The 26,343-nt window shown below is 69.3% G+C and carries 26 protein-coding genes; 19 read left to right on the top strand and 7 right to left on the bottom strand.

The window, feature by feature from the left end; all coding sequences use genetic code 11:
• Window positions 1-17: 17 nt before the first annotated feature.
• Entirely contained in the window at window positions 18-764 is a 747-nt protein-coding gene (locus tag ON39_RS23630; RefSeq protein WP_040737650.1) for an acyltransferase, read from the bottom strand.
• Between the two features lie 310 nt (window positions 765-1,074).
• On the opposite strand from ON39_RS23630, the gene ON39_RS23625 reads away from it, so the two are divergent.
• Entirely contained in the window at window positions 1,075-2,388 is a 1,314-nt protein-coding gene (locus ON39_RS23625) for an outer membrane protein assembly factor BamB family protein (RefSeq protein ID WP_040737649.1), read from the top strand.
• 88 nt (window positions 2,389-2,476) lie between these two features.
• Here ON39_RS23625 and ON39_RS23620 read toward each other — a convergent pair whose 3' ends face one another.
• From ON39_RS23620 to ON39_RS23610, 3 genes are read right to left on the bottom strand one after another with little or no spacing between them, the layout of a single operon-like run.
• The gene (locus ON39_RS23620; protein WP_040737648.1) at window positions 2,477-3,730 is read right to left on the bottom strand and encodes a glycosyltransferase family 4 protein; all 1,254 of its coding nucleotides are present in this window, start codon (window positions 3,728-3,730) and stop codon (window positions 2,477-2,479) included.
• Window positions 3,727-5,298 carry a 1,4-alpha-glucan branching protein domain-containing protein gene (locus ON39_RS23615; protein ID WP_040737647.1) on the bottom strand — a complete coding sequence of 524 codons (1,572 nt, stop codon included), beginning with the start codon at window positions 5,296-5,298 and terminating at the stop codon, window positions 3,727-3,729. Before ON39_RS23615 ends, ON39_RS23620 begins: the two co-directional genes overlap by 4 nt.
• Window positions 5,295-6,068 (bottom strand): class I SAM-dependent methyltransferase, encoded by a 774-nt coding sequence (locus ON39_RS23610; RefSeq protein WP_051186968.1) that lies wholly within the window; start codon window positions 6,066-6,068, stop codon window positions 5,295-5,297. Before ON39_RS23610 ends, ON39_RS23615 begins: the two co-directional genes overlap by 4 nt.
• A 327-nt stretch (window positions 6,069-6,395) precedes the next feature.
• On the opposite strand from ON39_RS23610, the gene ON39_RS23605 reads away from it, so the two are divergent.
• The 7 genes from ON39_RS23605 to ON39_RS23575 all read left to right on the top strand — a co-directional run bounded on the left by ON39_RS23605 (window position 6,396) and on the right by ON39_RS23575 (window position 11,788).
• Window positions 6,396-7,181, top strand: coding sequence for an electron transfer flavoprotein subunit beta/FixA family protein (locus ON39_RS23605; RefSeq protein ID WP_040737645.1), 786 nt, complete (start codon window positions 6,396-6,398; stop codon window positions 7,179-7,181).
• Window positions 7,182-7,289: 108 nt separating this feature from the next.
• Window positions 7,290-8,246: an electron transfer flavoprotein subunit alpha/FixB family protein gene (locus ON39_RS23600; protein ID WP_040737644.1), complete on the top strand. Its 957-nt coding sequence runs from the start codon at window positions 7,290-7,292 to the stop codon at window positions 8,244-8,246.
• Window positions 8,247-8,513: 267 nt separating this feature from the next.
• Complete coding sequence (locus tag ON39_RS50135) at window positions 8,514-8,828, top strand: hypothetical protein (protein ID WP_040737643.1); 315 nt, start codon at window positions 8,514-8,516, stop codon at window positions 8,826-8,828.
• Between the two features lie 140 nt (window positions 8,829-8,968).
• Entirely contained in the window at window positions 8,969-9,220 is a 252-nt protein-coding gene (locus ON39_RS50130) for a hypothetical protein (protein WP_040737642.1), read from the top strand.
• A 122-nt stretch (window positions 9,221-9,342) separates the two neighbouring features.
• Window positions 9,343-9,969, top strand: coding sequence for a PadR family transcriptional regulator (locus ON39_RS23585; protein WP_051186959.1), 627 nt, complete (start codon window positions 9,343-9,345; stop codon window positions 9,967-9,969).
• 56 nt (window positions 9,970-10,025) lie between these two features.
• Window positions 10,026-11,033 (top strand): ABC transporter ATP-binding protein, encoded by a 1,008-nt coding sequence (locus tag ON39_RS23580; protein ID WP_051186958.1) that lies wholly within the window; start codon window positions 10,026-10,028, stop codon window positions 11,031-11,033.
• A complete protein-coding gene (locus ON39_RS23575; RefSeq protein WP_040737641.1) occupies window positions 11,030-11,788 on the top strand; it encodes an ABC transporter permease in 759 nt (252 codons plus the stop codon). Before ON39_RS23580 ends, ON39_RS23575 begins: the two co-directional genes overlap by 4 nt.
• A gap of 34 nt (window positions 11,789-11,822) precedes the next feature.
• Here the strand turns inward: ON39_RS23575 and ON39_RS23570 are convergent, their stop codons facing one another.
• Window positions 11,823-12,680, bottom strand: coding sequence for a LysR family transcriptional regulator (locus ON39_RS23570; RefSeq protein WP_040737640.1), 858 nt, complete (start codon window positions 12,678-12,680; stop codon window positions 11,823-11,825).
• 111 nt (window positions 12,681-12,791) lie between these two features.
• On the opposite strand from ON39_RS23570, the gene ON39_RS23565 reads away from it, so the two are divergent.
• From ON39_RS23565 to ON39_RS23555, 3 genes are all read left to right on the top strand, one after another.
• A complete protein-coding gene (locus ON39_RS23565; protein WP_051186957.1) occupies window positions 12,792-14,084 on the top strand; it encodes an NAD(P)/FAD-dependent oxidoreductase in 1,293 nt (430 codons plus the stop codon).
• A 210-nt stretch (window positions 14,085-14,294) separates the two neighbouring features.
• Window positions 14,295-15,122, top strand: a complete 828-nt coding sequence (locus tag ON39_RS23560) for a GNAT family N-acetyltransferase (protein ID WP_040737711.1) — start codon at window positions 14,295-14,297, stop codon at window positions 15,120-15,122.
• A gap of 50 nt (window positions 15,123-15,172) precedes the next feature.
• A complete protein-coding gene (locus ON39_RS23555) occupies window positions 15,173-16,147 on the top strand; it encodes a lysophospholipid acyltransferase family protein (protein WP_051186967.1) in 975 nt (324 codons plus the stop codon).
• A gap of 154 nt (window positions 16,148-16,301) precedes the next feature.
• On the opposite strand, the gene ON39_RS23550 is transcribed toward ON39_RS23555, so the two are convergent.
• Window positions 16,302-16,649, bottom strand: coding sequence for a DoxX family protein (locus tag ON39_RS23550; protein WP_040737638.1), 348 nt, complete (start codon window positions 16,647-16,649; stop codon window positions 16,302-16,304).
• 318 nt (window positions 16,650-16,967) lie between these two features.
• Here ON39_RS23550 and ON39_RS23545 point away from each other — a divergent pair, with 318 nt between their 5' ends.
• The 8 genes from ON39_RS23545 (at window position 16,968) to ON39_RS23510 (ending at window position 25,788) form a co-directional block, all read left to right on the top strand.
• Complete coding sequence (locus ON39_RS23545; RefSeq protein WP_040737637.1) at window positions 16,968-18,197, top strand: cysteine desulfurase family protein; 1,230 nt, start codon at window positions 16,968-16,970, stop codon at window positions 18,195-18,197.
• On the top strand, window positions 18,197-19,321 hold the full coding sequence (gene mnmA, locus ON39_RS23540) for a tRNA 2-thiouridine(34) synthase MnmA (RefSeq protein ID WP_040737636.1): 1,125 nt from the start codon (window positions 18,197-18,199) through the stop codon (window positions 19,319-19,321). Before ON39_RS23545 ends, mnmA begins: the two co-directional genes overlap by 1 nt.
• 170 nt (window positions 19,322-19,491) lie before the next feature.
• On the top strand, window positions 19,492-20,559 hold the full coding sequence (locus tag ON39_RS23535) for a methionine synthase (RefSeq protein ID WP_083894648.1): 1,068 nt from the start codon (window positions 19,492-19,494) through the stop codon (window positions 20,557-20,559).
• A 154-nt stretch (window positions 20,560-20,713) separates the two neighbouring features.
• Window positions 20,714-21,157 carry an excisionase family DNA-binding protein gene (locus ON39_RS23530; protein WP_083894647.1) on the top strand — a complete coding sequence of 148 codons (444 nt, stop codon included), beginning with the start codon at window positions 20,714-20,716 and terminating at the stop codon, window positions 21,155-21,157.
• Window positions 21,158-21,317: 160 nt separating this feature from the next.
• The gene (locus ON39_RS23525) at window positions 21,318-21,761 is read left to right on the top strand and encodes a PIN domain-containing protein (RefSeq protein WP_373283724.1); all 444 of its coding nucleotides are present in this window, start codon (window positions 21,318-21,320) and stop codon (window positions 21,759-21,761) included.
• Between the two features lie 101 nt (window positions 21,762-21,862).
• On the top strand, window positions 21,863-23,965 hold the full coding sequence (ligA, locus tag ON39_RS23520) for an NAD-dependent DNA ligase LigA (protein ID WP_040737634.1): 2,103 nt from the start codon (window positions 21,863-21,865) through the stop codon (window positions 23,963-23,965).
• Between the two features lie 96 nt (window positions 23,966-24,061).
• A complete protein-coding gene (locus ON39_RS23515) occupies window positions 24,062-24,757 on the top strand; it encodes an SDR family oxidoreductase (RefSeq protein WP_040737633.1) in 696 nt (231 codons plus the stop codon).
• Window positions 24,754-25,788: an S-adenosylmethionine:tRNA ribosyltransferase-isomerase gene (locus ON39_RS23510; protein ID WP_040737632.1), complete on the top strand. Its 1,035-nt coding sequence runs from the start codon at window positions 24,754-24,756 to the stop codon at window positions 25,786-25,788. Before ON39_RS23515 ends, ON39_RS23510 begins: the two co-directional genes overlap by 4 nt.
• Window positions 25,789-25,851: 63 nt before the next feature.
• On the opposite strand, the gene ON39_RS23505 is transcribed toward ON39_RS23510, so the two are convergent.
• Complete coding sequence (locus tag ON39_RS23505; RefSeq protein WP_146251153.1) at window positions 25,852-26,199, bottom strand: hypothetical protein; 348 nt, start codon at window positions 26,197-26,199, stop codon at window positions 25,852-25,854.
• Window positions 26,200-26,343: the final 144 nt, after the last annotated feature.

Below are 26,343 nucleotides of genomic sequence, written 5' to 3'. Positions count from 1 at the left end.
GAGGGTGGAACGCCGCGCTAAGCGGTCTTCGCGCCGTTCTTCTTACGCTCGATATCCTCCAGGGCCGCAAGGTATTTCGCGCGCTCCTCGGCGCTGGCCTCCCAGGCGGCCTTGCGATTCTTGACGACCTTGGCCGGCGCGCCGACCGCGATGCTGTAGTCCGGGATCTCCCCCTTGACGACGGCGTGCGCGCCCAGCACGCAGCCGCGCCCGACGCGAGTCTCGCGCAGCACCGTCACCTTGGCGGCGATCCACGTGTCGGGGCCGATCCGCACCGGGCTCTTCACGATGCCCTGATCCTTGATGGGCAGCGTGATGTCGTCCATCTTGTGGTCGAAGTCGCAGATGTAGCACCAGTCGGCGACCAGGGTCGACTCGCCGATCTCGATGTCGAGGTAGGTGTTGACGACGTTGTCCTTGCCGAACACCACCTTGTCGCCGATGCGCAGCGAGCCCTCGTGGCAGCGGATGGCGTTGCCGTCGCCGATGTGCACCCAGCGGCCGATCTCCATCCGGCCGAACTCGGGGGTCGCGTGGATCTCCACCCGTTTGCCGAGGAAGACCATGCCGCGCAGCACGATGTGCGGATTGGCCAGCCGGAACTTGAGCAGCCGGTAGTAACGCACCAGGTACCAGGGCGTGTACGCGCGGTTCGCGAGCACCCAGCGCAGCGACGCCATGGTCAGAAAGCGCGCCTGCTGCGGATCCCGGCGGCGCGACCCCCGCCAGCGCGAGCGCAACGGTGCGCCCCACATGCTCGTCACGAACGGTTCTCCTGTCGTGGTCCTACGGCTCGTCGCCACCGCGGCGGCGACGGATAGAGCATAACGGGCGCGTTCGAGCGCGATCCGCGCACGCGGGTACGGGCCGCGCGAACCGCAACGGCGGGACGCGCGCCCGCGCGCGGCGGCCTACCGTACAGTGACTGCGGCGCCGCGGGCGGCGCTCCCGAATCCACACGCCTACACCCGAACCGGGTCGCTCCCGAGCTGTGGGTCGGCACGCTTTAGTCTCGTGCGAGCGGAAACGACGACAGGAGTGCAGCAGGTGCGAAGCGGCGTACTGGCTAGTTCCATGTGGCGACCGTCCCGGGTGCGGGTCCTCGCGTCGCTGGCCGCGGTCGGCGCGCTGGCAGTGGCCGGGTGCGGCACCGACGTCGACGACATCGCCGTCGGCCCCGGCAAGGGCTGGCCCGCCGCGTATCACGACGGCCGCAACGGCGGGACGAGCCCGGTGGTCGGCGCGAAGAAGGTGGCGCTGAGCTGGTCGCGCCCGATCGGCGGCCCGATCGCCGAGCCGGTCACCATCGGCCCCGACGGCCAGATGTTTCTGACCACGAACACGCCGACCTGCACCATCTACTCGTTCCAGATGGCCACCGGCCGCAAGCGCTTCTGCAACGCGCTCGGCCCGACCGCGATCGCGACGCCGTCGGTGGTGGACGGCATGACCAATGTCTACATCGGCGACGACCACGACAACGTCGGCGCGGTGATGTCCTTCAACTACCTCGGGCAGCCCCGCTGGCGCACGCCGGTGGCGGGCACCCCGATCTCCACCCAGTTCACCGGCGACGGAAACCTGTTGACCGTCACCCAAACCGGCCAGGTCGACGTGCTCTCCCGGCAGACCGGCCAGCGCGTCGTCTCCACGGTGCAGCTGCTCGGCCAGCCGGACTTCCTGGACCATCCGAGCCTGGACTGGCCCGCCGCCGGCCAGGGCCTCGACGAGTGCCGGGTGGGTGAGCCGCAGTGCCCGGTCGCCAACATCTCGGCCGTCGACGCGGACACCGGACGCTTCTTCGTCACGGTCTGGCAGCCGGGCAAGCCGACCGCCGCCTTGGTGGCTCTGCGCTACGCGGACAACAAGATTCAGCAGGAGTGGAGCGCCGACCTGCTGTCCGGCGGCAGCGCCACCAGCCCGACCCTGTCCGCCGACGGCAAGACCGTCTACGTCGGCGACAACAGCAAGCGGTTGATCGCCGTCGACGCCGCCGACGGACGCACCAAGTGGGTGCAGCCGCTGGATTGGGCTCCGCGCGGGGGCATCTCGGTGTCCGGCGACGGCCTGATCATCCCGTCCGGCGACGAGGGCTACCTGCTCGCCCTGCGCGACCGGGGCGACGCGCCCGAGATCGCTTGGGAGCGTAAGGATCTCGACCTGCGTGGCACGCCCGTGCAGACCGCGGGCGGCACCGGCTACACCGCGGCGGCGATCGGCGAGGGCCTCAACCTCATCACCTTCGACACCAAGACCGGCTCCACCATCGACTCCGACGTCCTGCCCCAGGCACAGGGCAGCACCACCGGCACCTCGATCGGGCCCAAGGGCGAGGTCATCGTCGCCACGCGCATCGGCGAGCTGTTCGTGTTCAAGCCTGAGCGCTGACCGCGGGCGGTCGTGCGCACCGACGGTTCCGACCAGTCGGTGTAAACCGTTGCGCTGGATACGGTTTCACGCGCGGCGGCGAGTCGGCCTACTTCGGGTCGCGCTCGGGAAGCGGACGCTCGACGATCGTCGGACGCCCGAGCGGGTTGCGCACGCGACGCTTGGCGGACTGATAGACCTGCGCGGTCTCCGCGGCCACCACGTCCCACGCGAAATCGGCGGTCAGGCGTTCCCGGGCGGCGTAGGCCCGGTCCTGGGCGGCGGCGGGGTCGTCGAGGGTGGCGCGGGCCGCCTCGACCAGGCCGTCGACGTCGGCGGGGGCGAACGACGCGCCGGTGACGCCGTCGATGACCGCCTCGCCGAGCCCGCCCGCGGACGACGTGATCAGCGGCGTGCCCGCGGCCGCGGCCTCCAGCGCGACGATGCCGAAGGGCTCGTAGCGGCTCGGCAGCACGATGGCGTCGGCCCCGTGCAGCCAGCCGAGGAGCTCGGAGTGGTCGAGCTGACCGGCGAAGTTCACCGCGCGGGCGACCCGGTGCACGCGGGCGCGCTCCCGCAGCCACTCGAACTGGGTGCCGACGCCGGCGATGGTGAGCGTCGTGCCGGGGTGCGCGCGACGGATGCGCGGCAGCGCGGCGATCGCGTCCTGCACGCCCTTCTCGTATTCGAGCCGGCCGACATAGAGCAGCCGCGGCGGGCCCGTGCGCGGGGCACGCGGCCGAAAGGTCCACGCGCCCACGTCGATTCCGTTGCGGATCACCGTCATCGGCACGCGCTCCGGGCCGTAGAGCCGCTCCACCTCGTCCTGCATCGAGGACGAGCAGGTGATCAGCGCGTCGGATTCGTTGGCGAGCCACCACTCGACGGAGTGCACCTGCCGGTTCACCTTGCCCGCGACCCAGCCGCTGTGCCGCCCCGCCTCGGTGGCGTGGATGGTCGAGACCAGCGGCACGTCGTAGTACTCGGCCAGCGCGATGCCGGGGTGGGCGACCAGCCAGTCGTGCGCGTGCACCACGTCGGGCGCCCAGCCGTCGCCGATGCCCGGCTTGCCCAGCGCGATGCCCGCGCGCACCATCGCGTGCCCCATGGCCAGCGTCCAGGCCAGCATGTCCTCGCCGAAGTCGAAGACTGGCGGGTCCTCCGCGACCGCGACCACCAGCACGCCCTCGGCGATGAAGGAGTGGGTGGGGTGGGTCGAGGAGTCGGTGCCGGAGGGGCGGCGGGCGAGCACGACCACCTCGTGGCCCGCGGCCGCCAGTTCGGTCGCCAGGTGATGCACGTGCCTGCCCAGCCCGCCGACCACGACCGGCGGGTACTCCCACGACACCATCAAGATCTTCATGCATGTCCTTCTGCGCTGGACGCGGCGTGCTCGACGGCCGCGGCGAAGCCTCCGGACCCGGCGCTCCCGAGTCGTCGCGCGTCCACACCGGGGAAGAGTCCGTCAGCCGCCCCCCATCCTGCCGCCAACTGCTGTGCTTTCGCGAGTTGACCCGTTCCGACGGCGGCGGCGATCTCCCGCACGGCGTGCGCGTGCTGATGCGCCCGGTCGCGCGCGTAGCCTGCCGCGGAGTCCTTGCTGACCATGAACGCCCAGTCGCTCGACACGGTGAGGATGGCCTCGCGCAGCAACTGGTCGGCGACGTGGTCGCGCAGCGCGGGCTCTGTGGCGCGCATCTTGTCGACCGTGTCGAGGGTGAGCCGCACGATGTCGTCGTTGAGTTCGACCAGGTCGCGCACCTGATCACCGGCCCAGACCCGCCAGTCCTTGCCGGAACCCCAGGACGAATCCGCCAGCGGCACCGGCTCGCCGACGAATCCGCGTTCCCGCGCGTCGGCCAGCGTGCCGACGGTGACGCCCGCCTCCGGCAGCGCCCGCAACACCTGGGCCAACCACTGCGGACCCTCGTGCCACCAGTGGCCGAACAGTTCGGTGTCGAACGCGGCGACCACCAGCGCGGGTCGGCCGATCCGCGCGGATTCGCTGATCAGCCGCTCGCGCACCGTGCGAACGAAGTCGTCGACGTCGCGCACGATCGCCGCGGCCGCGAGCTCCGGGTCGTAGGGGGCCTTGTCCGGACCCGCCACGGTCTTGCCGGTGACCCGCGACGGTTTGAGGCCGGTCGCGTGGTCATAGTGATGAAAGTCACGGTAAGCGCTCTGTCCCGGATAACCGGACTTCGGCGACCACACCCGGTAGCTCACCTGGAGGTCGCGCCCGAACGCGATCACCTCGGCGTCGCGGACCGGCCGCCCCAGGGTCGTATCGCCGCGCAGCGCGGGTCCGTCGACCATGAAATGGGTCACACCGGCGGCGTCGTAGCCGACCTCCATGCCCGGCGTGTAGCCGCACTCGGGAGCCCAGATGCCGGTGGGTGTGTGGCCCCAGCGGTGCCGCGCGTCGCCCAGGCCCTCGGCGAGCTGGAACTGGCGCAGTCGCGGCTCCAGCAGCGGCTGAAACGGGTGGGCCAGCGGGCCGCCCAGCAGCTCGATCGTGTCGGCGTCGATGAGCTCGCGCCAGACCGGGGCGGCGCCGTGCCGCCAGCGCTGCTCGAAATCCGCCAAAGCCGCTGTGGCCAAACGATGTTCGTGACGGCCGAGCGCGACGTTGCCCGCCGTCGCCGCCTCGTCGGCGCGCAGCTGCCAGTTGCCGAGCCAGTGGTGCATGCCGGACAGGCAGTGCGGATCGTCGAGCTGGGCCGCGAGCACCGGTGTGATGCCGAGGCTCAGCAGGTGTGAACGCCCTTCGGCGGCAAGGGTTCTCAGCACCTCGGCGACGGGAAGATAGGACGCCGCCCAGGATTGGTAGAGCCACTCCTCGCCGACCGGCCAGCGGCCGTGGTGGGCCAGCCAGGGCAGGTGTGAGTGCAGGACCAGGGTGAACTGGCCGGGAACAGCGTTGCTGCTCAAGGCTTCACCGCGATGGCGACCAGGTCGAGGCTCGCGTCGATGTCCTCGGCGATCAGCACGAAGTCGTCGATGGTGACGGCCGCGACGTCGGCGGTGAGCTCGGCGGGCCACGGCTCGCCGGCCAGCGCGCGCTCGATCTGCGCGTCGATGAACGACCCACCGTGCTTGGCGTCCAACGCTTTCAGGCCGGGGCCGTGGTGCACGCCGATCATTCGCTCGACCTCGAAGCCTGCCTCGACCAGCAGCTCGGTCAGCTCGGCGGCGTTCAACTCGCGGGTGTGGAACGGGTTGAGCGGGGTATCGCGACCCGGCGAGAAGGTGATGCGGTTCGGCGTGCTGATCAGCAGCTCGCCGCCGGGCCGCAGTACCCGCAGGCACTCCCGGAGGAACTGAGCTTGGTCCCAAAGATGTTCGATGACTTGAAAATTCACGACGACGTCGACCGAGGCGTCGTCGAGCGGCAGGGCGGCGAGATTGCCCTGGATCATCTCCACGCGCGGGTACCGCGCGCGCACGTGCTCGACCGCGCCGGTGTCGTAGTCGACGCCGGTCACCTTGCCTGCCACCGAGGCGATCATGTCCGCGCCGTAGCCCTCGCCGGATCCGGCCTCCAGCACGGTTTTTCCGGCGCAGCGGTCGAGCAGGCGGGCGTAGGCGATCTCGTGCCTGCGGAACCAATAGTTCTCCTCGGCGATGCCGGGGACGGTGCGCTCGCCGGTCAACGGCAGCGGTTCGACGGCCTCGACGGTCGTCTCGGGGGCGCCGGTCATGCCCGTCGGGTCGTGCAGTGCGGCAGGGATCACAGCCTCGCTCATCGTTCCGACGTTACTGGTACCGAGTGTTCGCGGAATACCCGCACCCGGTCACCGGGACGGCTCTACCCAGTCACGATGCGCCGCGCGGCGCGGGTCGCCGGGGCGGCCTCCGACCCGGCACGATATCGCCGGGTCTGGCGTTGTGAGAGAGAAGCGGATAAGTTACCCACGGGTAACTTAACGTAGGGTAGTGTCACGCCCTGAGCTACTCACACGGACGTACGGCGCCGCTCGTGCGACCACTTCATACGTGTAACCAGAACAGGAGGTCGACGAAGACCGATGCCGAACATCGTCGTACTCATCAAGCAGGTTCCCGACACCTGGTCCGAGCGCAAGCTGACCGACGGTGACTACACCCTCGATCGCGAAGCGGCCGACGCCGTCCTCGACGAGATCAACGAGCGCGCCGTCGAGGAAGCGCTGCTGATCAAGGAGGCGCAGGGCGGCGAGGTCACCGTGCTGGCCGCCGGTCCCGACCGGGCCACCGAGGCCATCCGCAAGGCGCTGTCCATGGGCGCCGACAAGGCCATCCACATCAACGACCCCGCGATCCACGGCTCCGACGCCGTGCAGACCGCGTGGGTGCTGGCGAGCGCGCTCGGCCAGGTGGAGGGCGTCGAGCTGGTCATCGCGGGCAACGAGGCGACCGACGGTCGCGCGGGTGCCGTGCCGGCCATCATCGCCGAGTACCTGGGTCTGCCGCAGCTGACCCACCTGCGCAAGCTCACCATCGACGGCGACAAGGTCACCGGCGAGCGCGAGACCGACGATGGCGTTTTCAAGCTGGAGGCCACCCTCCCCGCCATCGTCAGCGTGACCGAGAAGATCAACGAGCCGCGCTTCCCGTCCTTCAAGGGCATCATGGCCGCGAAGAAGAAGGAAGTGCAGACCTTCACGCTGGCCGATCTGGGCGTCGACGCCTCGACCGTCGGTGTCGCGAACGCGGGCACCACCGTCACCGCGGCCACCCCGAAGCCGCCGCGCACCGCGGGCGAGAAGATCGCGGACGAAGGCGACGGCGGCACCAAGATCGCCCAGTACCTCGTCGGTCAGAAGATCATCTGATTCCGCTGCGCCAGTGCGGGTCCGCCCGCACGCGGCCGGGCGGGACGAGCGCTTCGCGATCGTCGCCCGTCTCGCCCTGGACCTGAGACTGCTTAGGAGAGAACACAAATGGCAGAAGTACTTGTGCTCGTCGAGCACGCAGACGGTGCGCTGAAGAAGGTCAGCACCGAGCTCCTGACCGCCGCCCGCAACCTGGGCGAGCCGGCCGCCGTCGTGCTCGGCGCCGCCGGCACCGGCGAGAAGCTGGCCGACGCGCTCGCCGCGGCGGGTGCGGAGAAGATCTACATCGCCGAGTCCGACGATGTGGAGAACTACCTGCTCACCCCGAAAATCGACGTGCTCGCCGCGCTGACCGAGCAGGTCTCCCCGGCCGCCGTCATCGTCGCGGCCTCGGCCGACGGCAAGGAGGTGTCGGGCCGCCTCGCCGCCCGTATCGGCTCCGGCCTGCTCGTCGACGTCATCGACGTGAAGTCCGACGGCACCGCCGTGCACTCCATCTTCGGTGGCGCGTTCACCGTCGACGCCAAGGCCAACGGCGACGTGCCGGTCATCTCGGTGCGCCCCGGCGCGATCGAGGCGTCCGCGCAGGCCGGCGCGGGCGAGAAGGTCACCGTCGAGGTGCCCGCGCAGGAAGAAGGCGTGGTCAAGGTGACCTCGCGCGAGCCGGTCGTCGCCGGTGACCGTCCCGAGCTCACCGAGGCGTCCATCGTCGTCTCCGGTGGTCGCGGCGTCGGTTCCGCCGACAACTTCTCCGTCGTCGAGGCGCTGGCCGACTCCCTCGGCGCCGCCGTCGGCGCCTCGCGCGCCGCCGTCGACTCCGGCTACTACCCCGGCCAGTTCCAGGTCGGCCAGACCGGCAAGACCGTCTCCCCGCAGCTCTACATCGCCCTCGGCATCTCCGGCGCCATCCAGCACCGGGCCGGCATGCAGACCTCGAAGACCATCGTCGCCGTCAACAAGGACGAAGAGGCCCCCATCTTCGACATCGCCGACTACGGCATCGTCGGCGACCTCTTCAACGTAGCCCCCCAACTGACCGAAGCGGTCAAGTCCCACAAGGGCTGAGCGCCTCGCGCACACCGAAACAGTGGCCCCGACTGGTAACCCGGTCGGGGCCACTGTTCGTTGTCGGGTGAATCGCCAGCCAGCTATTGTTTGCGAGGTCGTAGGCGGGGCAAGTGCTGGTAGCAACGGGAGGGGCCGCATGGTCGACGTCGATGAGAGTGGAAGCGTTGTCATGGAGTCGGCGTCATCCGCACTGCCCAGAAGCACCTTGTTCGACGTGGGCAGTCTCGAGGGCATCATGCGGGTAATCGGCGAAGGGGGTCAGTGGTGAACAAGGTTCCGCTTGACGCTCTTCAAGAGGTTGCGTCGACTTTGTCGCCTCCTGCCGTCTCTCAGTATCTTGCGAGCCACGATTGGCAACTCGAGGTGCGGGATCAAGGTGTGAAGGAGATTTGGCGGCTTCCGGGGAAGGACGGCCTGCTCGGCCGTGTCATGCTGCCGTTGGCTACCGACTATGTCGACTTTCCCGGGCGGTTTCGCGACACTCTGCAAGCCCTTGCCACTATCTACGATTGGGACGCCGCCCAGCTGGCCGATCGCATCGTGGCGATCTCTTCTTCGTGCGACTCGACCAAGAGATGACCGACGACAATCCCGTTCCGGCAGGCGGAGACGACGCTGGAGGCGCTGTTCACGATGATGAGGGCCGCCGCGACAAGTCGTCTGGGTGAGCCAATGCCGCCACATGACGATGGCTCACCGGCTGTGCCGTTTCCGCACAAGTGCGCACGCTCAATCGTGACGATTTCGGTGACGATCAGGAGGTCAGCAGCATTGTGTTGTCCACTCATGTGGACGGCCGTCCTCGAAAGGTGCATGTCTCGCTGACCGGCAACGAATATCTGCGGGCGATCCGTGCGCATCAGAGCAGGCAGCCGATCGTCGTGTCGGGTGATCTGATATTCGAACGTGGTGTTTGGCGGCTTACCGGGGCGATCAATGTGGACGCGAGTTTCGCGGACCGGCAGGCCTGAGCCACTCCGCCATCGGTCGCACGACAGCCGACATAGGTCCGGCGTGACCGAACGGCCCCGGGTATTCGCCCGGGGCCGTTTGCGTTTCGGGGGGTGGGTTGGGGGTGGGATAGCCTGCGGGTATGGGTGTGCCTACTACTCGGATGTTGGTGCTGGCGATTGTTCGGTTGTTGCAGCCGGTGCATGGGTATGACGTTCGGCGGGAGTTGTTGTCTTGGCATGCGGAGGATTGGGCGAATGTGAAGCCGGGGTCGATCTATGGGGCGTTGAATACGCTGCAGCGGGATGGGTTGATCGCGGTGGAGGGGGTGGGGCAGGAGGGGGCTCGGCCGGAGCGGACGACCTACCGCTTGACGCCGGAGGGGGAGAAGGAGTTCGGGGAGATGCTGCGGGAGTCGCTGTTCTCCGCCGAGCAGCCGAAAAACCCGTATTTCGCGGCGGTTTCGCTGTTCCCGGCGGCCCCGAAGGAGGACGTGGTGGCCGCGTTGCGCAGCCGGATTCTGAAGTTCGAGGCCGAGTTGCTCTTCGCGGAGCGCGAGGTGACGCGGATCCTGGCGGGCACCGGCGACCCGGCCGAGGCCGAGCCGTATCACGTGGCCGACGCGATGGCGCTACAGGCCGCGCACCTCAGGGCCGACCTGGAGTGGTCGCGAAAGACGTTGGAGCGCATCGAATCCGGGGTACTCGATGTGTGGGACGGCAACTTCGACCCGAAAACGCCGCGCGACGAAGCGCCGCGCCAATCCTAATCAAGCCTGAATAGTAAAGCTTGACTATCGGGTCGATCCTTCCTACCGTCAGCGGTATGAAAACGATCGACACCGCCCGTGACCGCACCCGCACCGCGGTCATCGAGGCGCGTGGCCTCGCTCGAACCTTCAAGACCAGAACCGGCCCCGTCGAGGCGGTCAAGGGCGTCGACTTCGCCGTGCACGACGGCGAGATCCTCGGCCTGCTCGGCCCGAACGGCGCGGGCAAGACCACCACCCTGCGGATGCTCAGCACGCTGATCGCCCCGACCGCGGGCGAGGCGACCATCGCCGGCGCCGACCTGCGCACCGAGCCGAGGGCCGTGCGCGCCCGCATCGGGTACGTCGCGCAGGGCGGCACGACCAACGACCTCGAACTCGTCATCGACGAATTGGTCCTCCAGGCAAGGCTTTTCGGCCTCGGCAAGGCGGAAGCCGTGCGCAGCGCCGAGCAACTGCTCGAGGCACTGGACCTGGACGGACTGGCCGGCCGCAAGTGCGCTCAACTGTCCGGCGGCCAGCGCCGCCGCGTCGACATCGCGCTCGGCCTCGTGCACGGCCCGACCCTCATCTTCCTGGACGAGCCGACCAGCGGCCTCGACCCGCAGAGCCGGGCCAACCTGTGGGAACACACTCGCGGACTGCGGGATCGAGGCACCACGGTCGTGCTCACCACGCACTACCTGGAGGAGGCCGACGCGCTGTGCGATCGGCTGCTGGTCATGGACCACGGCGGCATCGTGGCCGAGGGCTCCCCGGACGAACTCAAGCGCCGCATCTCCGGCGACGTGGTCAGCCTCGAAATCGCCGACGGGCAGGCCGATCTCGCGCTAGAGGTGGCCGAGGCGGTGCTCGACGTGCGCTCACGTGTCCGGGCGGAGCACGCGGGCGCGACGCTGCTGCACCTGACGGTCGAGCGCGGCGACGCCGCCGTCGTCCCCCTGCTGCGCGCCCTGGACGAGCGCGGCATCACGGCCGGCGCGGTCACCGTGAAACGCCCGAGCCTCGACGACGTCTTCCTCACCATCACCGGACGATCACTGCGCGAAGGGAATCCAGCATGAGGTTCGCTCACGACACCGGCCTGATCTTCTGGTCCCAGCTGCGGACCAACCTGCGCAACCCGATGTGGGTGATCATCGGCCTGTCCCAACCGGTCCTGTATCTGGTGCTGTTCGGCCCGCTGATCAACGGCCTCGGCCCCGCGCTCGGCGACGTCGACTCGTGGAAAATCCTCACGCCCGCACTGGTTATCCAGACGGGCCTGATGGGTTCGCTCTACGCCGGCTTCAACATCATCTCCGAGCTGCGCGCGGGAGTCGTTGAGCGGCAACGGGTCACGCCGGCGGACCGCGGCGCGCTGCTGCTCGGGCGGGTGCTCAAGGACATGGTCGTGCTGATCGTCCAGGCCCTGGTGCTGGTCGGCGTCGCGGTGCTGGCGTTCGGTTTGCGCCCGGACCCAACGGGTTTGGTGCTCTCGGTGCTGTTGATCGCGGTGATGGCCGCCGGCCTGGCGGCCGCGTCCTACGCGCTCGGCCTGTGGGCCAGGAACGAGGGCACGCTCGCCTCCGTGCTCAACAGCGTGACGCTGCCGGTCATGCTGCTGTCCGGCATCCTGCTGCCGATGGCGGTCGGGCCGACCTGGTTGCGGAATATCGCGAAGGCGAATCCCTTCTCGCACACGGTGGATGCCGCGCGGGCACTGTTCCGCGGTGACTTCGGCAGCGCCGACGTCTATCTCGGCACCGGCATCACCGTGGTGGTGGCCCTGGTACTCATGGTGATCGGCGCGCGAAGCTTCGCCCGCGAGAACGCTTGAGCGACAAGCGACCCCGAGCCGCGCTCGGGGTCGCTCAGGTGCGGTGCAGCGCCGACAGCAGGGTGGTCAGGATCGGCGATCGCCGGACATCGCTGCGCAGCACCGCCGACACCGGAATCCGCAACTTGTGCTCGGCCAGTTTCAATACCACCAGCCCCTCGGTCGGGCTCTCCGCGTAGAGCACCGTCCACGCGTCGGGCCGGTTGATCAGTTCCATGGTCGCGGTGTGGTCGGGCGGAATCGGGGGGCCGAAGGTCGGCCCGGTGGGCAGTTCGGCGAACGCGGACCGAATCACGGTGTGCAGCAGCACCTGTTCCTGCTCCGGCGGTAGCAGCAAGGGGTACCGGCTCAGATCCGACAGCGTCACCGTCTCCCGGGTGGCGAGCGGGTGCGCGCTCGACGTCGCGATCACCAGATCCTCCACCCACAGCTGCTCGACCTCGAGCCCCGGCTGGTCGACGCTGCCGCGGATGAGCGCGAGATCGCAGTCGCCGTCGGCCACCGCGGTGATGCGCTGCCGGAACGGCTTGATCACGAACTCGATCTCCGCCTCGGGATGGGTCGCGCGGGCGCCGGCGATCGCCGAGAGCGAGCGCGTCGCGAAGGACATGTTCGCGGCGAGCCGGATCCGCGGGCCGACCGTCCGCACCGCGGCCCGGATGGCGGACTCGAGGCTCAGCATCTGCTTCGCAAGGGGAAGTAGCCGTGCGGTGGCGTCGGTGGCCACCACTGATCTTGTCGAGCGCTCGAACAGTTGCACGCCGAGGTCGCGCTCGAGCCGGGAGATCTGATGACTGATCGCCGACTGGGAGATGAAGCATCGCGCCGCCGCCCCGCTGAAGCTGAGCTCCTCGCAGACGGCGACGAAGTAGGTGAGCTGCCGAAGTTCCACAGCGCCTCCGATTAATGACGGATCGAGATAATAGTCATCTGAATTATGCGCCCTAACTCCTGAAATATCTTCGTTCCCGATGACGGTTGGTAATGAGAGAAGGAGGCTGTCATGCAGTACGTGGATGCGGGAATCGAAACCGCGGGTGTCGTCATCGTCGGGTCGGGGTTCGGCGGGCTCTCCGCCGCGAAGCAACTTGCCAAGTCGGGTATCGATTACGTGCTGATCTCCAGCACGCCGGAGCACCTGTTCCAACCGTTGTTGTACCAGGTAGCGACCGGTGTGCTGGCATCGGAGGAGATCGCGCCGCCGATCGCCTCCATTCTGCGCCGCCACCGCGAGGCCGACGTGCGCCTCGGCAAGGTGGTCGCGATCGACCCCGACAAGGCGATCGTCACCTATGAGCACGACGGCGAGCAGCGCCGCATCCGCTACGGCTCGCTGATCGCCGCGACCGGCGCCAGCCAGTCCTACTTCGGCCGCGACGATTTCGCGGAGAAGACGTTCTCCCTCAAGACCATCGACGACGCGAAACTGCTGCGCGCGCAGATTCAGCGGGTCTTCGCTGAGGCGCAGGGCGCCGATGAGGAGACCAGGCGCAGGCTGCTGAGCTTCGTGGTCGTCGGCGCGGGCGCCACGGGCGTCGAGGTCGCCGGCCAGCTCAAGGAACTCGCGAAAAGGTACTACCACCAAGAGGTCTCGGTCACCCTGGTCGAGGGCGCGGGCGAGGTGCTGCCCCCGTTCGGCGGCGGGCTGTCGGAGTACGCGAAGAAGTCGTTGACCCGCACCGGCGTCGACGTGCTGCTCGGCACCTTCGTCACCGACATCGAGCACGGCAAGGTCACCGTCAAGGACAAGAGCGGCGTCGAGCGCGGCATCGCGGCGGAGACGATCGTCTGGTCGGCGGGTGTGCAGGTCGGCGGGTTCGCCAAGGTCCTCGCCGAGGCCACCGGCGTCGAAACCGACCGTGCCGGACGGCTTTTGATCAATCCCGACCTCACCGTCGGCGGCTACGCCGACATCTACGCGATCGGCGACATGACCTCTCTGAACGGCTACCCCGGCCAGTCGCCGGTGGCCATGCAGGAGGGCAGGCACGCCGCCGACATCATTCGCCGCAAGAAGCAGCCGGGCACCCCGTTCAAGTACTGGGACAAGGGCAGCATGGCGGTGATCAGCCGGTTCAGCGCGGTGACCAAGTTGAACGACAAGATCACCTTCCGCGGCCTCATCGCCTGGGTCATGTGGCTCGCGGTGCACCTGTTCTATCTGGTCGGGTTCCGCAACCGCTTCGCCGCGGTCGCCTCCTGGCTCGTCGCCTTCATCGGCACTGGCCGCCCCGGTTTCGCCGAGGTGGCCAAGACCGCCGAGCCGTCACGAGTATCGGAGAGAACGGCGGCTTAGCGCCCGTTCATCAGTGGAAGCCGCATCCGCGCGATGCGGCTTTCGCGTATCCGACCATGCTCGCGCCGAGGGCCGGAAACGCCCCGGCGCGAACAGCGCGCGACGCCGCGATGAACGCCGAGTGTGATCTCGGTCGCGTTCACCGAACCGGCATCCGGGCGACACTTCGAGGTCGCTCCGGCGCAGTGTCGGGCTGGCTTCATCAGCGATATGACTATTACGTCCGTGTTGACAGCCCCGGCGCGCTCGACGCACTCCGGGGTGGAACGGTCACGGTACTCGCTGGTCGTCTCGTCCGACGCCGAGCACCGCGCGGCGGCGCAGCGCCTGCGCTACGGCGTGTTCGCCGGCGAGCCCGGATTCCACATTCCCGACGACGGCACGGGTCTGGATGCCGACCGATTCGATGAGCACTGCGACCACCTGCTGGTCCGCGACGAACTCACCGAGGATTTCGTCGGCTGCTACCGGATGCTGCCGCCGGACCGGGTCGCCGCGGCAGGCGGCTATTACACGGCCACAGAGTTCGATCTGACCCAGCTGGACCCGGCGGGCCGGCGGATCGTCGAAATGGGCCGCGCCTGTGTGGTTCCCGACCACCGCAACGGCTCGGTGCTGACGCTGATGTGGGCGGGCATCCTGCACTACATCCAGCTCACCGGCTACGACTGGGTGATGGGCTGCGTGTCGGTGCCGATGCAGGACAGCCCCGCCGATGAACCCGGCGTGAACGTGCGCGGCGTGCGCGACCTGCTCCTGGGCAGGCACGGCTCGGATCCGGAACAGCGGGTGCACCCGTTGCGGCCGGTGCTCGTCGACGGCAAGACCCTCGACGACCTGACCCCGCCCGCGCGCCCGAAGCTGCCGCCGCTGCTGCGCGGCTATCTGCGCCTCGGCGCGGAGATCTGCGGCGAACCCGCCCACGACCCGGACTTCGGCGTCGCCGACTTCGTCGCGATCCTCGGCCTCGACACCATCAACACCCGCTACCTCAACCGATTACAGGATGCCGCAGCGACTTTCGACGGGGGACGGTGAGGATCGTGGTCTTCGACGCGCCGTCCGCACAGGCCACCGCACACGCGTGGATGCCGTCGAGCCCCTGCGGGCCCGGCTGCATAGAGACGGTCGATGAGATCGGTGCAGGCCGGGCCATCGGCAGGCTGCTCGGCGTCGCCGGGTTGCTGATCAGCTTCCCGGTGGTGAATGTGGTTACGCCGCAAGGCAAGCGCGAGACCGTTCAGCGGGGGTACGCGCGGACGCTATTGCGTTGTCTCGGAATGGAATTGCGGACCGTCGATCGCCGGATCGACCCGAACGCGCGCGGTGCTGTCGATGAGGGCGGCACCGCGCGTTGCGTTTACGGGCCATCGGGCACGGGCGTCATGGTCGTCGTCGGGCACATCGGCTGGACCGATATCGTCGCGCTCGCCGCGGTGCAGCCGCTCGGCTTCGTCGCGCGCGCGGACATGGTCGACTGGCCGGTGCTCGGCAAGCTGGCGACGCTGATGCGGGTCATCCCGATCGAGCGGGAGCGGCTGCGCGCGCTGCCCGGCGTGGTGGCCCAGGTCGGCGCCCGGCTCGCGGCGGGCGACCGGATCGCGGTGTTCCCCGAGGGGACCACCTGGTGCGGCCGGGCGTACGGCCGCATGCGGCCCGCGCTGTTCCAGGCCGCGATCGACACCGCGACCCCGGTGCAGCCGGTGCGGCTGCGCTACCTGGATCGGCACGGAAACCAGTGCACGGTACCGGGTTTCGTCGGGGATGACAGCTTCGCCTCATCCGCCCGCCGGGTCCTGCGCTCGCGCGGCATGGTCGCCGAGGTCGTGCTCGAGCCGGTGCAGCAGCCGGGCGCCGATCGCCGCGATCTGGCCCGTCGCTGCGAGGCCGCGATCCGCGGGGCCGAACTGTCGCGGCACGGCGTGGCTGCCGGGTGGATCGCGGCGGGGAACACCCGCGTGCAGGACCCGTCGATCGCCGCCGACGCGCCGGAGATCCGCAGGCCGAATCGTCGGCGGCCCATGCTGCGGCGGGAGCGGCGGGCGGACGCCACAGCCGAATAGCGAGACGTCGATTCGCCGTCGCCTTGCGTGGTTCCTGCCGACGGTGCGGGATCTCGAGATGGCGGACGACGTCGGCGAGTGCCGAGAACAGTTCGGCCGACGGCCAACAGCCGCGGGCCATTGGCCTGCGGCTGTTGTGCTGGTGGTTCTCGCGTCACCGAGCGAGTTGCAGGATCAGGGTCGCGGCGGCGGGGACGAGGTACAGGACCGGGAAGACGGCGGTCTGGTATGAGCGGGCCCGGATCGCGGTCGCCGAGGCGCCGAGGAAGTAGGCGATCAAGCAGATCGCGGCGGCGACTCCGATGGCGGGGAGGAAGAAGCCGACGATCAGGCCGAGCGCGCCGGCCGCCTTGGCCAGTGCCAGCCAGTTCCACCGCGAGCGCGGCACGCCGTACTGCTCGAGCGGCTCCACGACGAACTGCTTCTTGGTGGCCAGCGAGTAGCCCGAGAACCCGATCCACAGGGCTGCGAGCACACCGACGATGTAGTAAGCGACGTTCATTGGTTTCCCTTTGTTCTCTCCGCAGCGTTCCTGCGTGGTTGCTGGGTAGACGACGCGGCCTGGTCGGCTGTGACATCGCGACCCTGCGGTCGGTCGAGAAGAGACGCAGGTCTCACTCGCGGGGGTGTGCGTCAGCGAGTCGACGCCGCGAAAGAGGTTGTGCGCGCGACACGGGACACGCTGGTCGATCGCTCGAACGCGCGGACAGGCGGGAATATCGGAAGGCGACAAAGGGGTTGCGCATCGAAGGTGAAACGTAGGCAGCGAGGGGGCACCCCCAAGATGCGCAGGTCAACGCTGGGATAGGCTTGATTGGTCATGAAGGCGGGTTTCTCGGGTCCGGTCCACGGTGGGGCCGCCCATACGGTCTACCTCGATCATGCGGCCACCACACCGATGTTGCCCGCCGCCATCGAGGCGATGACGGCTGCGCTCGCCATGGCGGGCAACGCGTCGTCGCTGCACGGTTCCGGCCGCGCGGCCCGGCGGACGCTGGAGGAGGCGCGCGAGTCGATCGCCGCCGATCTGGGCGCCCGGCCCTCGGAGGTCATCTTCACCTCCGGCGGGACCGAGAGCGACAATTTGGCGGTGAAGGGCATCTTCTGGGCGCGCAGGGCTGCCGACCCGCGCCGGACCAGGATCATCGTCAGCTCGGTCGAGCATCACGCGGTGATCGACGCGGTCGAGTGGCTGGAGCGGCACGAGGGCGCCAGGGTGACCTGGCTGCCGGTGGACGCCGAGGGCGTCGTCTCGCCGCGCACGCTGCGCGCCGCGCTGGCGGCCGACCCCGACGACGTCGCGCTGGTGACCATCATGTGGGCCAACAACGAGGTCGGCACCGTTCAGCCGATCGGCGAATTGGCCACGGTGGCACAGGAATTCGACGTGCCGATGCACAGCGACGCGGTGCAGGCCGCGGCCCAGCTGCCGATCGACTTCGCCGCGAGCGGGTTGTCCGCGGCCAGCTTCGCCGGGCACAAGGTCGGCGGGCCGCACGGCATCGGCCTGCTGCTGCTCGGCAGGCAGGTGCCCTGCGTGCCGCTGCTGCACGGCGGCGGGCACGAGCGCGACCTGCGTTCGGGCACCTCGGATACCGCGGCCGCGGTCGGCCTCGCCACCGCGCTGCACCAGGCGGCGATCGAACTATCTACGCGCACAGCGGAATTAACTGAACTGCGGGACGCGCTGATCGACGGCGTGCGCGCCGTCGAACCCGACGCGGTGCTGAACGGCCCGCCCGGTGAGCGGCGGCTGCCCGGCAACGTGCACTTCACTTTCCCGGGCTGCGAAGGGGATTCGCTGCTTATGCTGCTCGACGCGGCCGGGATCGAGTGTTCGACCGGCTCGGCGTGTACCGCGGGCGTCGCGTCGCCGAGTCACGTGTTGATCGCGATGGGCGTCGAACCGTGGCAGGCCAGGGGGTCGCTGCGTTTTTCGTTGGGGCACACCTCGACTCGCGCCGATGTGGACGCGTTGCTCGAGGTGCTGCCCCAGGTTGTGGAACGGGCCAGGGCCGCGGGTCTGGCCGGTGCGAAGGGAGGTGTCTGATGCGGGTACTCGCCGCGATGAGTGGTGGTGTCGACTCGGCGGTGGCGGCGGCGCGCGCGGTCGACGCCGGTCATGAGGTGGTCGGCGTGCACCTGGCGCTGTCCGCGTCGCCGGGCACGCTGCGCACCGGGTCGCGTGGCTGCTGCTCGAAAGAGGACGCGGGCGATGCCAGGCGGGCCGCCGACGTGCTCGGAATCCCGTTCTACGTCTGGGATTTCGCCGATCGCTTCAAGGAGGACGTGATCGACGATTTCGTCGCCGCCTACGCGGCAGGCGAGACGCCGAACCCGTGCCTGCGCTGCAACGAGAAGATCAAGTTCTCCGCGCTGGCCGACCGCGCCCTCGCGCTCGGCTTCGACGCCGTGGTCACCGGTCACTACGCGCGGCTCGAGGACGGCGTGCTGCGCCGGGCCGTCGACGCCGACAAGGACCAGTCCTACGTGCTCGCGGTGCTGAACGCGCAGCAGCTCGCCCGCGCCATGTTCCCCGTCGGCGACACCCCGAAGCCGCGGATCCGCGAGGAGGCCGCCGAGCGCGGGCTGGCCGTCGCGAACAAGCCGGACAGCCACGACATCTGCTTCATTCCCTCCGGCGACACTCAGGCGTTCCTCGGCGCGAAGATCGGCATCCGGCCCGGCGCCGTGGTCGACGCCGACGGCACGAAGCTCGCCGAACACGAAGGCGTGCACGGGTTCACCATCGGCCAGCGCAAGGGGCTCGGGCTGCCCGGGCCGGCCGCCGACGGCAAGCCGCGCTACGTGACCGGCATCGATCCGGACTCGGGCACCGTGCGGGTCGGCTCGGTCGAGGACCTGCACGTGTGGACCATCGGGGCCGAGCGCGCGATCTGGACCTCCGGCGTCGCGCCGGACGGGCCGATCGAGTGCGTCGCGCAGGTGCGCGCGCACGGCGGGACGGCGCCCGCGATCGCGGAGGCGGTCGGGGACGGGCTGTCCGTGCGGTTGCGTGAGCCGCTGACCGGTGTCGCGCGCGGTCAGGCGGTGGTGCTGTATCGGCCGGATGAGCTGGGGGACATGGTGATCGGCAGCGGTACGATCTCGGCGACCGGCGGTGCCGGCAGCGCGCCGATCGGCAGCCAAACCGAGGCCGCCGCAACACGATGAAACCGCCTCGCGCCGCGATGCCGTGTCCTGCGACGACGATTCGCGGGTGATCGGCGAATCAGCTTGGCGCGCAGACTGATCGGGTCCCGAGTCGGCTCGGGTGCGCGCACTACGATCGATGGAAGCGGACAACGGTGCACCACAACGCGAGAGGCACGGAAATCGACCCAGTGAGCGACGCCGAGGATCAGCCCGTCACCGATGCGCCGAGCCCTTTGCGCGGCGGCATCGCGACCGGCGTCGGATCGTGGCCGGGCACCGACGCGCGCGAGGCCGCGACCACCATCCTCGGTGAACTGCCCGACCTGCCGCATCTGGTGGAGCTTCCGGGGCGCGGAGTGGGCGCGGACATGATCGGCCGCATGTCGGCTCTGCTGGTCGACATGCGGTTCGACACCACCACCCGCGGGTATCGGCTCGCCCCTCGGCCGGGCGCGGTGTCCCGGCGCGCTCGCGACCTGCTGCGCGGGGACCTCGATGCGCTCGAAGAGGCTTGGGAGACAACCGGTTCGGCGGGCAGCGGGCGGCCGATCAAGGTGCAGGCGGCCGGGCCGCTGACGCTCGCGGCGCAGGTCGAGCTGCCGAGCGGTCACCTCGCGATCACCGATCCCGGTGCGCTGCGCGATCTTTCGGAGTCCCTCGCCGAGGGGGTGGCGAACCATGTCGCCGAGGTTCGCCGGCGGCTCGGCGCGGATATCGTTCTGCAACTGGACGAACCGTCGCTCACCGCGGTACTCGACGGTTCGCTGCGCGGCGTCAGCCTGCTCGACAGCGTCCCCGCGATCCCCGAACCCGAGGCGCTGGCCATCCTCGACGCGATGATCGCGAGCCAGTCCGCACCCGTGCTGGTGCACAGCTGCGCCGAGCCGCCCGCCCTCGCCTTCCTGCGCGGAAGCGCCGCCGCCGCAATCGGTTTCGACGTCGCCACCATCGGCACCCGCGACCTCGACAGCATCGGCGAACTCCTCGACTCCGGCAAACAGCTTGCCCTCGGCCTGACTCCGACCACCGCCCCCGCCACCCCACCCACCTGGCGCGACATCGCCGAACCCGGCGTCCGCCTCATCGACCGCCTCGGCTTCTCCCGCCCCACCCTCGCCACCCGAATCCTCGTCACCCCCGCCTGCGGCCTGGCCCCCACCCCCCTCGCCTGGTCCCGCAAAGCCCTCACCCTCACCACCGAGGTAGCCCGCGCCTACGCCGAAGACCCCGACTCCCTCACCTTCGAACCAGCCTGACCAGCCGCCCCTGTTCGGCGCACCCCCGCCGAGCTGACGCGTCATCCAGTGTGAATCCTCGAGGCTACGGCTGTCGCGCCGATCGGGTAGTTGCGTTTATGTCGTTTAGGGTGCATTGTTGGCGGGTGGCAACTCGGCCGGGAGGAGGTATGTGATGACGGTGTCTCACCTGGAACCGGATCTTTCTCGTGCGGTTCGCGACGGCTTACGGGAGGCCCTGGCATCCGTGCGTACCCGTGGTGCGGCTGAATCGACCGTCGTCATCGACGGTGTGCCGATGGAGGTTCCGGCGCGTGTGCGCGACGCGTTCCTCGCGATCCTCGATCACCTCAGCGCCGGCCGGGGCGTTGCCATCGGAACGGTCGACGAGCTGGTCACGACCTCCGCCGCCGCCGAACTGCTCGGTCTGTCGCGGACGTATGTGTGCCGTTTGGTCGATGATGGAACCCTGCCGGCCGAGTACCGCGGCACGCACCGCCGGATACCGCTGCGGGCTCTCCTCGACTACCGAGATCAGCGCAAGCGAGAACAGCGCGCGGCACTCGACGAGGTCGCGAACATTTCCCGGCAATCGGAGCTGTACGACGACCAGTTCTGAGTAGAGTCGGCCGGTGCCGTTTCGAGCCTTTCTCGACGCGAACGTCCTCGTCGGAGCCCGCCACCGCGATGTCCTCCTATCACTGGCGGAGGCGGAACTCTACGAGGTTCGCTGGAGTGCGGAGGTTTTGGCCGAAGTCGGCCGTCATCTGCCGGACTCCATGAGCGACACCGGCCGCTCCGCGCTGTTCGGTGCCATGACGAAGGCGTTTCCGGACGCTCAGGTCGAGTGGCCCAAAGGGTTCGAAGCAGACGTTCCGAAGCTGGTCAATCGGAAAGACCGGCACGTCGTCGCCGCTGCGGTATACGCGCACGCGGAGGTGCTGGTCACCGATGATCACCCTCTCATTCGTGAGCTAGAGCGGTGTCCGGATCTGATCGAAGCTCAGACCGTGGCGGCCTTCGTCGCTTTCGCGGTCGACTCGGACGTGGCGACGGCCGGGGCCGCGTTGTTGTCCATGGCCAGACGGAGGTGGCTCGGCGGCAGTCCGGCTGCGAGTACTACTGAAATACGAGACCGGTTAGCGGCGTGGGCGCGGCGTGAATTGGGTGCCGCGGTGGCCGATTTGATGATGCGGCCTGATTTCGTGCGGCGCGCCGAATAGGGTGCCCGATCGCGGCAGCGTACTCGGATAAGGCGTCGACCTGCGGCGACGTGCGGGAATGAGCGTGGGGGTTGTCGGGGGGCTGCGCTAGTGTGCGGTGGGTGAGTGAGAGTGGTGTGGGGAGTGAGGGGGAGGCGTCGGCGCGGGAGCGCGTCGAGTGGCAGCGGCTGGCTGATGAGGTGCGGGAGCATCAGTTCCGGTACTACGTGCGGGATGCGCCGATCATCACCGATGGCGAGTTCGACGCGTTGCTGCGGCGGCTGCAGGCTATGGAGGACGCGCATCCCGATCTGCGGACGCCGGACTCGCCGACGCAGTTGGTCGGCGGCGGGTTCGCGAGTGACTTCGCCGCGGTCGAGCATCTCGAGCGGATGCTGTCGCTGGACAATGTGTTCACCGTCGACGAGCTGCGTGCGTGGGCGGGCCGGGTGGCGGCCGAGACGGGGCCGGACCTGCACTATCTGTGCGAGGTGAAGATCGACGGCGTCGCGCTGAACCTGATCTACGAGAACGGCAGGCTGGTGCGCGGCGCCACCCGCGGCGACAGCCGCACCGGCGAGGACGTCACCCTCAACGCCCGCACCATCGAGGATATCCCCGGCGAGCTCACGCCCACCGACGAGTTCCCGATCCCGTCCCTGCTCGAGGTCCGCGGCGAGGTGTACATGCGACTCGAGGACTTCGAGACACTCAACGCCGCGATCGTGGCCGACGGCAAACCGCCCTACGCCAATCCGCGCAACACCGCCGCGGGCTCGCTGCGGCAGAAGGACCCGGCGGTCACCGCGCGCCGCAGGCTGCGCATGATCTGCCACGGCTTCGGCCGCATCGAGGGCTACACCCCGGCCTCCCAGCACGAGGCCTACCGCGCCTTGACCGCGTGGGGTCTGCCGGTGTCCGAGCACACCAGGTTGGTGCAGGGCATCGACGCCGTCATCGAACGCGTTCAGTACTGGGGCGAACACCGCCACGACATCGAGCACGAGATCGACGGCCAGGTGATCAAGGTCGACGAGATGGCGCTGCAGCGTCGCCTCGGCGCCACCTCGCGCGCCCCGCGCTGGGCCATCGCCTACAAGTACCCGCCGGAGGAGGCGACGACCAAGCTGCTGAACATCGAGGTGAACGTCGGCCGCACCGGCAGGGTCACCCCGTTCGCGGTGATGGAGCCGGTCTCCATCGCGGGTTCGACGGTCTCGCTGGCCACCCTGCACAACGCCTCGGAGGTCAAGCGCAAGGGCGTGCTCATCGGCGACACGGTCACGATTCGCAAGGCGGGCGACGTGATCCCGGAGGTGCTCGGCCCCGTGGTCGACGCGCGCACCGGCGAGGAGCGCGAATTCGTGATGCCGACGCACTGTCCGGAATGCGGCACGGAATTGGCCCCGCAGAAGGTCGGCGACGCCGATATCCGCTGCCCCAACCAGCAGTTCTGCCCGGCGCAGCTGCGCGAGCGCGTCTTCCACGTCGCCAGTCGCAACGCGATGGACATCGACGCACTGGGCGCCGAGGCCGCCGTCGACCTGCTGAAGTCGCACGCGATCGCCGACGAGGGCGACCTGTTCGACCTCGACGAGGCGGCCCTGCTCACCACGACGCTGTTCACCAACAAGGAGGGCGGGCTCACCGCCAACGGCGGGCGGCTGCTCGAGGCGCTGGCCGAGGCCAAGGATCGGCCGCTGTGGCGGGTGCTGGTCGCGCTGTCCATCCGGCACGTCGGGCCCACCGCGGCCCGGGTGCTCGCCCGCGAGTTCGGCAGCCTGGACCGGATCCAGGACGCGTCGGTCGAGGAGCTCGCTGCCGCCGAGGGTGTCGGGCCCACCATCGCCGCCGCGGTCGCGGAGTGGTTCGGCGTCGACTGGCATCGCGTGATCGTGGACAAGTGGCGGGCGGCGGGCGTGCGCATGGTCGACGAACGCGACGAGACCATCGAGCGGACCCTGGAGGGCCTGACGATCGTGGTGACCGGCTCGCTCGACGGGTTCACCCGCGAGGGCGCGAAGGAGGCCATTCTGATTCGCGGCGGCAAGGCCGCCGGGTCGGTGTCGAAGAAGACGTCGTTCCTGGTGGTCGGTGACTCGCCCGGGACCAAGGCCGCGAAGGCGGAGGAACTGGGCGTGCCGATCCTCGACGAGGCGGGCTTCCGGCTGCTGCTGGAGTCGGGGCCCGCGGCGGTGACGCCTGCGCAGGAGGCGGAAGAGTAAGCGCGCCGGTGGAATCCGCTGTCGGCGAACGGTGCTTGACCTGAAGTTCACTTCAGGTATGAGGATTGAGCGGTAGGCAACTACCAGGAGGTTCTCATGGCGCGTCCCACCGCACTGATCACCGGCGCGTCCGCCGGGTTCGGGCTGGCGCTCACCCGCGCACTCGTCCAACGCGGGTGGCGAGTCATCGGCACCGGCCGTCGCGCCGAGCGGCTCGCGCGGGTGTCCGAGGAGCTGGGCGTCCCATTCGTCGCGGTTCCCGGCGATGTGACCGATCCGGCGCACCGTGCTCGGTTGGCTGAAACAATAAGCGACGCAGGCGAACTCGCGCTGATCGTGAACAACGCCAGCAGGCTCGGCCCCAGCCCGCTCGTCCGGCTCGCCGAATATCCGCTGGATGAACTCGAATTGGTCTACCGCACCAACGTTCTCGCCCCACTCGCGGTGCTACAGCTCGCCTTGCCGCTGCTCACGCCGGGCGGCAGCGTCGTGAACATCAGCTCCGACGCCGCAGTCGAGCCGTACCCCGCATGGGGCGGCTACGGTTCGTCCAAGGCCGCGCTCGATCAGCTCACTGCCATCCTCGCCGCGGAGCATCCCGAGCTGTCCATCTACGCGTTCGACCCCGGCGATATGCGGACCGAGATGCACCAGGCCGCCTTCCCCGGCGACGACATCTCCGACCGGCCGGAGCCCGACACGGTGGTGCCCGCGCTGCTGCGCCTGCTGCACGAGAGACCGAAGAACGCGCGGTATGCCGCAACCGATTTCGCGGCGGGGCGCGTCGCATGACGGTCACGCTGGCGCGGCGCTCTTTCGTCCTGCCGCCCGAACGCAATGCGGTCGCTCCGCCGGAGGCGCGCGGGCTTGCCCGCGACGAGGTCCGCCTGCTCGTCGCCGGAGATGGTCTCACGCACGCGCGTTTTCGCGAACTTCCCGCGCACCTGCGGCCGGGAGACCTTGTAGTGGTGAACAATTCGGCGACGCTGGCCGCCGCCGTCGACGGCCGGATGGCCGACGGGCCGATCGCCCTGCACTTCGCGACGTGGCTGGACGACGGCGGTTGGGTGGTCGAGGTCCGCACCACCACGCGGACGCCCTATCCCACCGACGAGCTCTCGGCGGGCACGACCATTCGCCTACCGGAGGGCGCGCGTGCCACCCTTCGCGAACCCTGGCTGCCCGGTGGGCGCCGCCTGTGGATCGCCGACCTCACCGTCGATCCGCGCCGCCTGCTGGAGGTCTACGGCTACCCGATCACCTATTCCTATGTGCCGCAACGCTGGTCCGCGTCCTACCACTCGACCGTCTTCGGCCGCATTCCCGGCAGCGCGGAGATGCCCAGCGCGGCAAGGCCGTTCACCGAGCGCCTCGTGCTCGACCTGATCGCCGCCGGCGTCGGCCTCGCGCCGATCACCCTGCACACCGGGGTGTCCTCGCCGGAGGCGGGCGAGCCGCCGAGCCCCGAACGCTTCGTCGTGCCGGACTCGACCGCCCGCGCCGTGAACGACGCCAAGGCCGCGGGCGGACGCGTCATCGCCGTCGGCACCACGGTCACCCGGGCCTTGGAGAGCGCGGCCGACCCCGCGGGCCGCGTCCACGCCGCGAGCGGCTGGACCGAACTCGTCCTCGGCGCCGACCATCCCGCCCGCGCGGTCGACGGCCTCATCACCGGCTGGCACGCGCCCGGCGCCTCACACCTGGACCTGCTGGTGGCGGTGGCGGGTGAGGCGACCGTGCACGAGGCCTACTCGGCGGCGCTGGACACGGGGTATCTCTGGCACGAGTTCGGCGACAGCGCGCTGCTGCTGCGTGGGCGCTGACACCACCGAGGGAAGGACGGCGTCCCCGGGGTGAACCCGGGTGCGCAAGAGCTTGCCGCAGGCTCAGTTCGGCGTCACCGTAACGGTGACGCTCTGCTGACCGGAGACCTCGAGCCGGCCACAGCGTCCGTTGCTCAGCTCGAGGGTGGTGGTGACGGTCTTCTTCCTCGAGGTCAGGTAGGTCGCCTCGGCGACCACATCGGCCCCGTTCATCGAGCACACCTTCGTGATCGTCTCGGTGCTGTAGCTCGCGGTGCCGGTCTGGCAGCGTGGCTCCGAGTTGGCGGCGAAGATGCGCGCCGTGCCGTCCGCGCAGGTATCGGCGATGGCCTGCGGCGCGACGACCACCATCGACCCCAACCCGAGGGCGGCGGCGACGGAGCTTCGGACTACGAGACTACGAACCGTCATACCTATCGTTACCCATCAGTTTCGAACGTTTCCGACGGCACACGAACGAGTCGTGGCGTCCTGCATGCTAACCCGTCACCAGCGTCTTCGTAGGGGGATCGGCGCGCTCCGGCCGCCGACGGCGGGCGCCGACGCTCGGCCCTG

The sequence above is a fragment of the Nocardia tenerifensis NBRC 101015 genome, assembly GCF_000308715.1.
Lineage (GTDB): Bacteria > Actinomycetota > Actinomycetes > Mycobacteriales > Mycobacteriaceae > Nocardia > Nocardia tenerifensis.
Note: the sequence above shows the minus strand (reverse complement) of the source record. Positions and strands in the feature narration are given on the sequence as shown.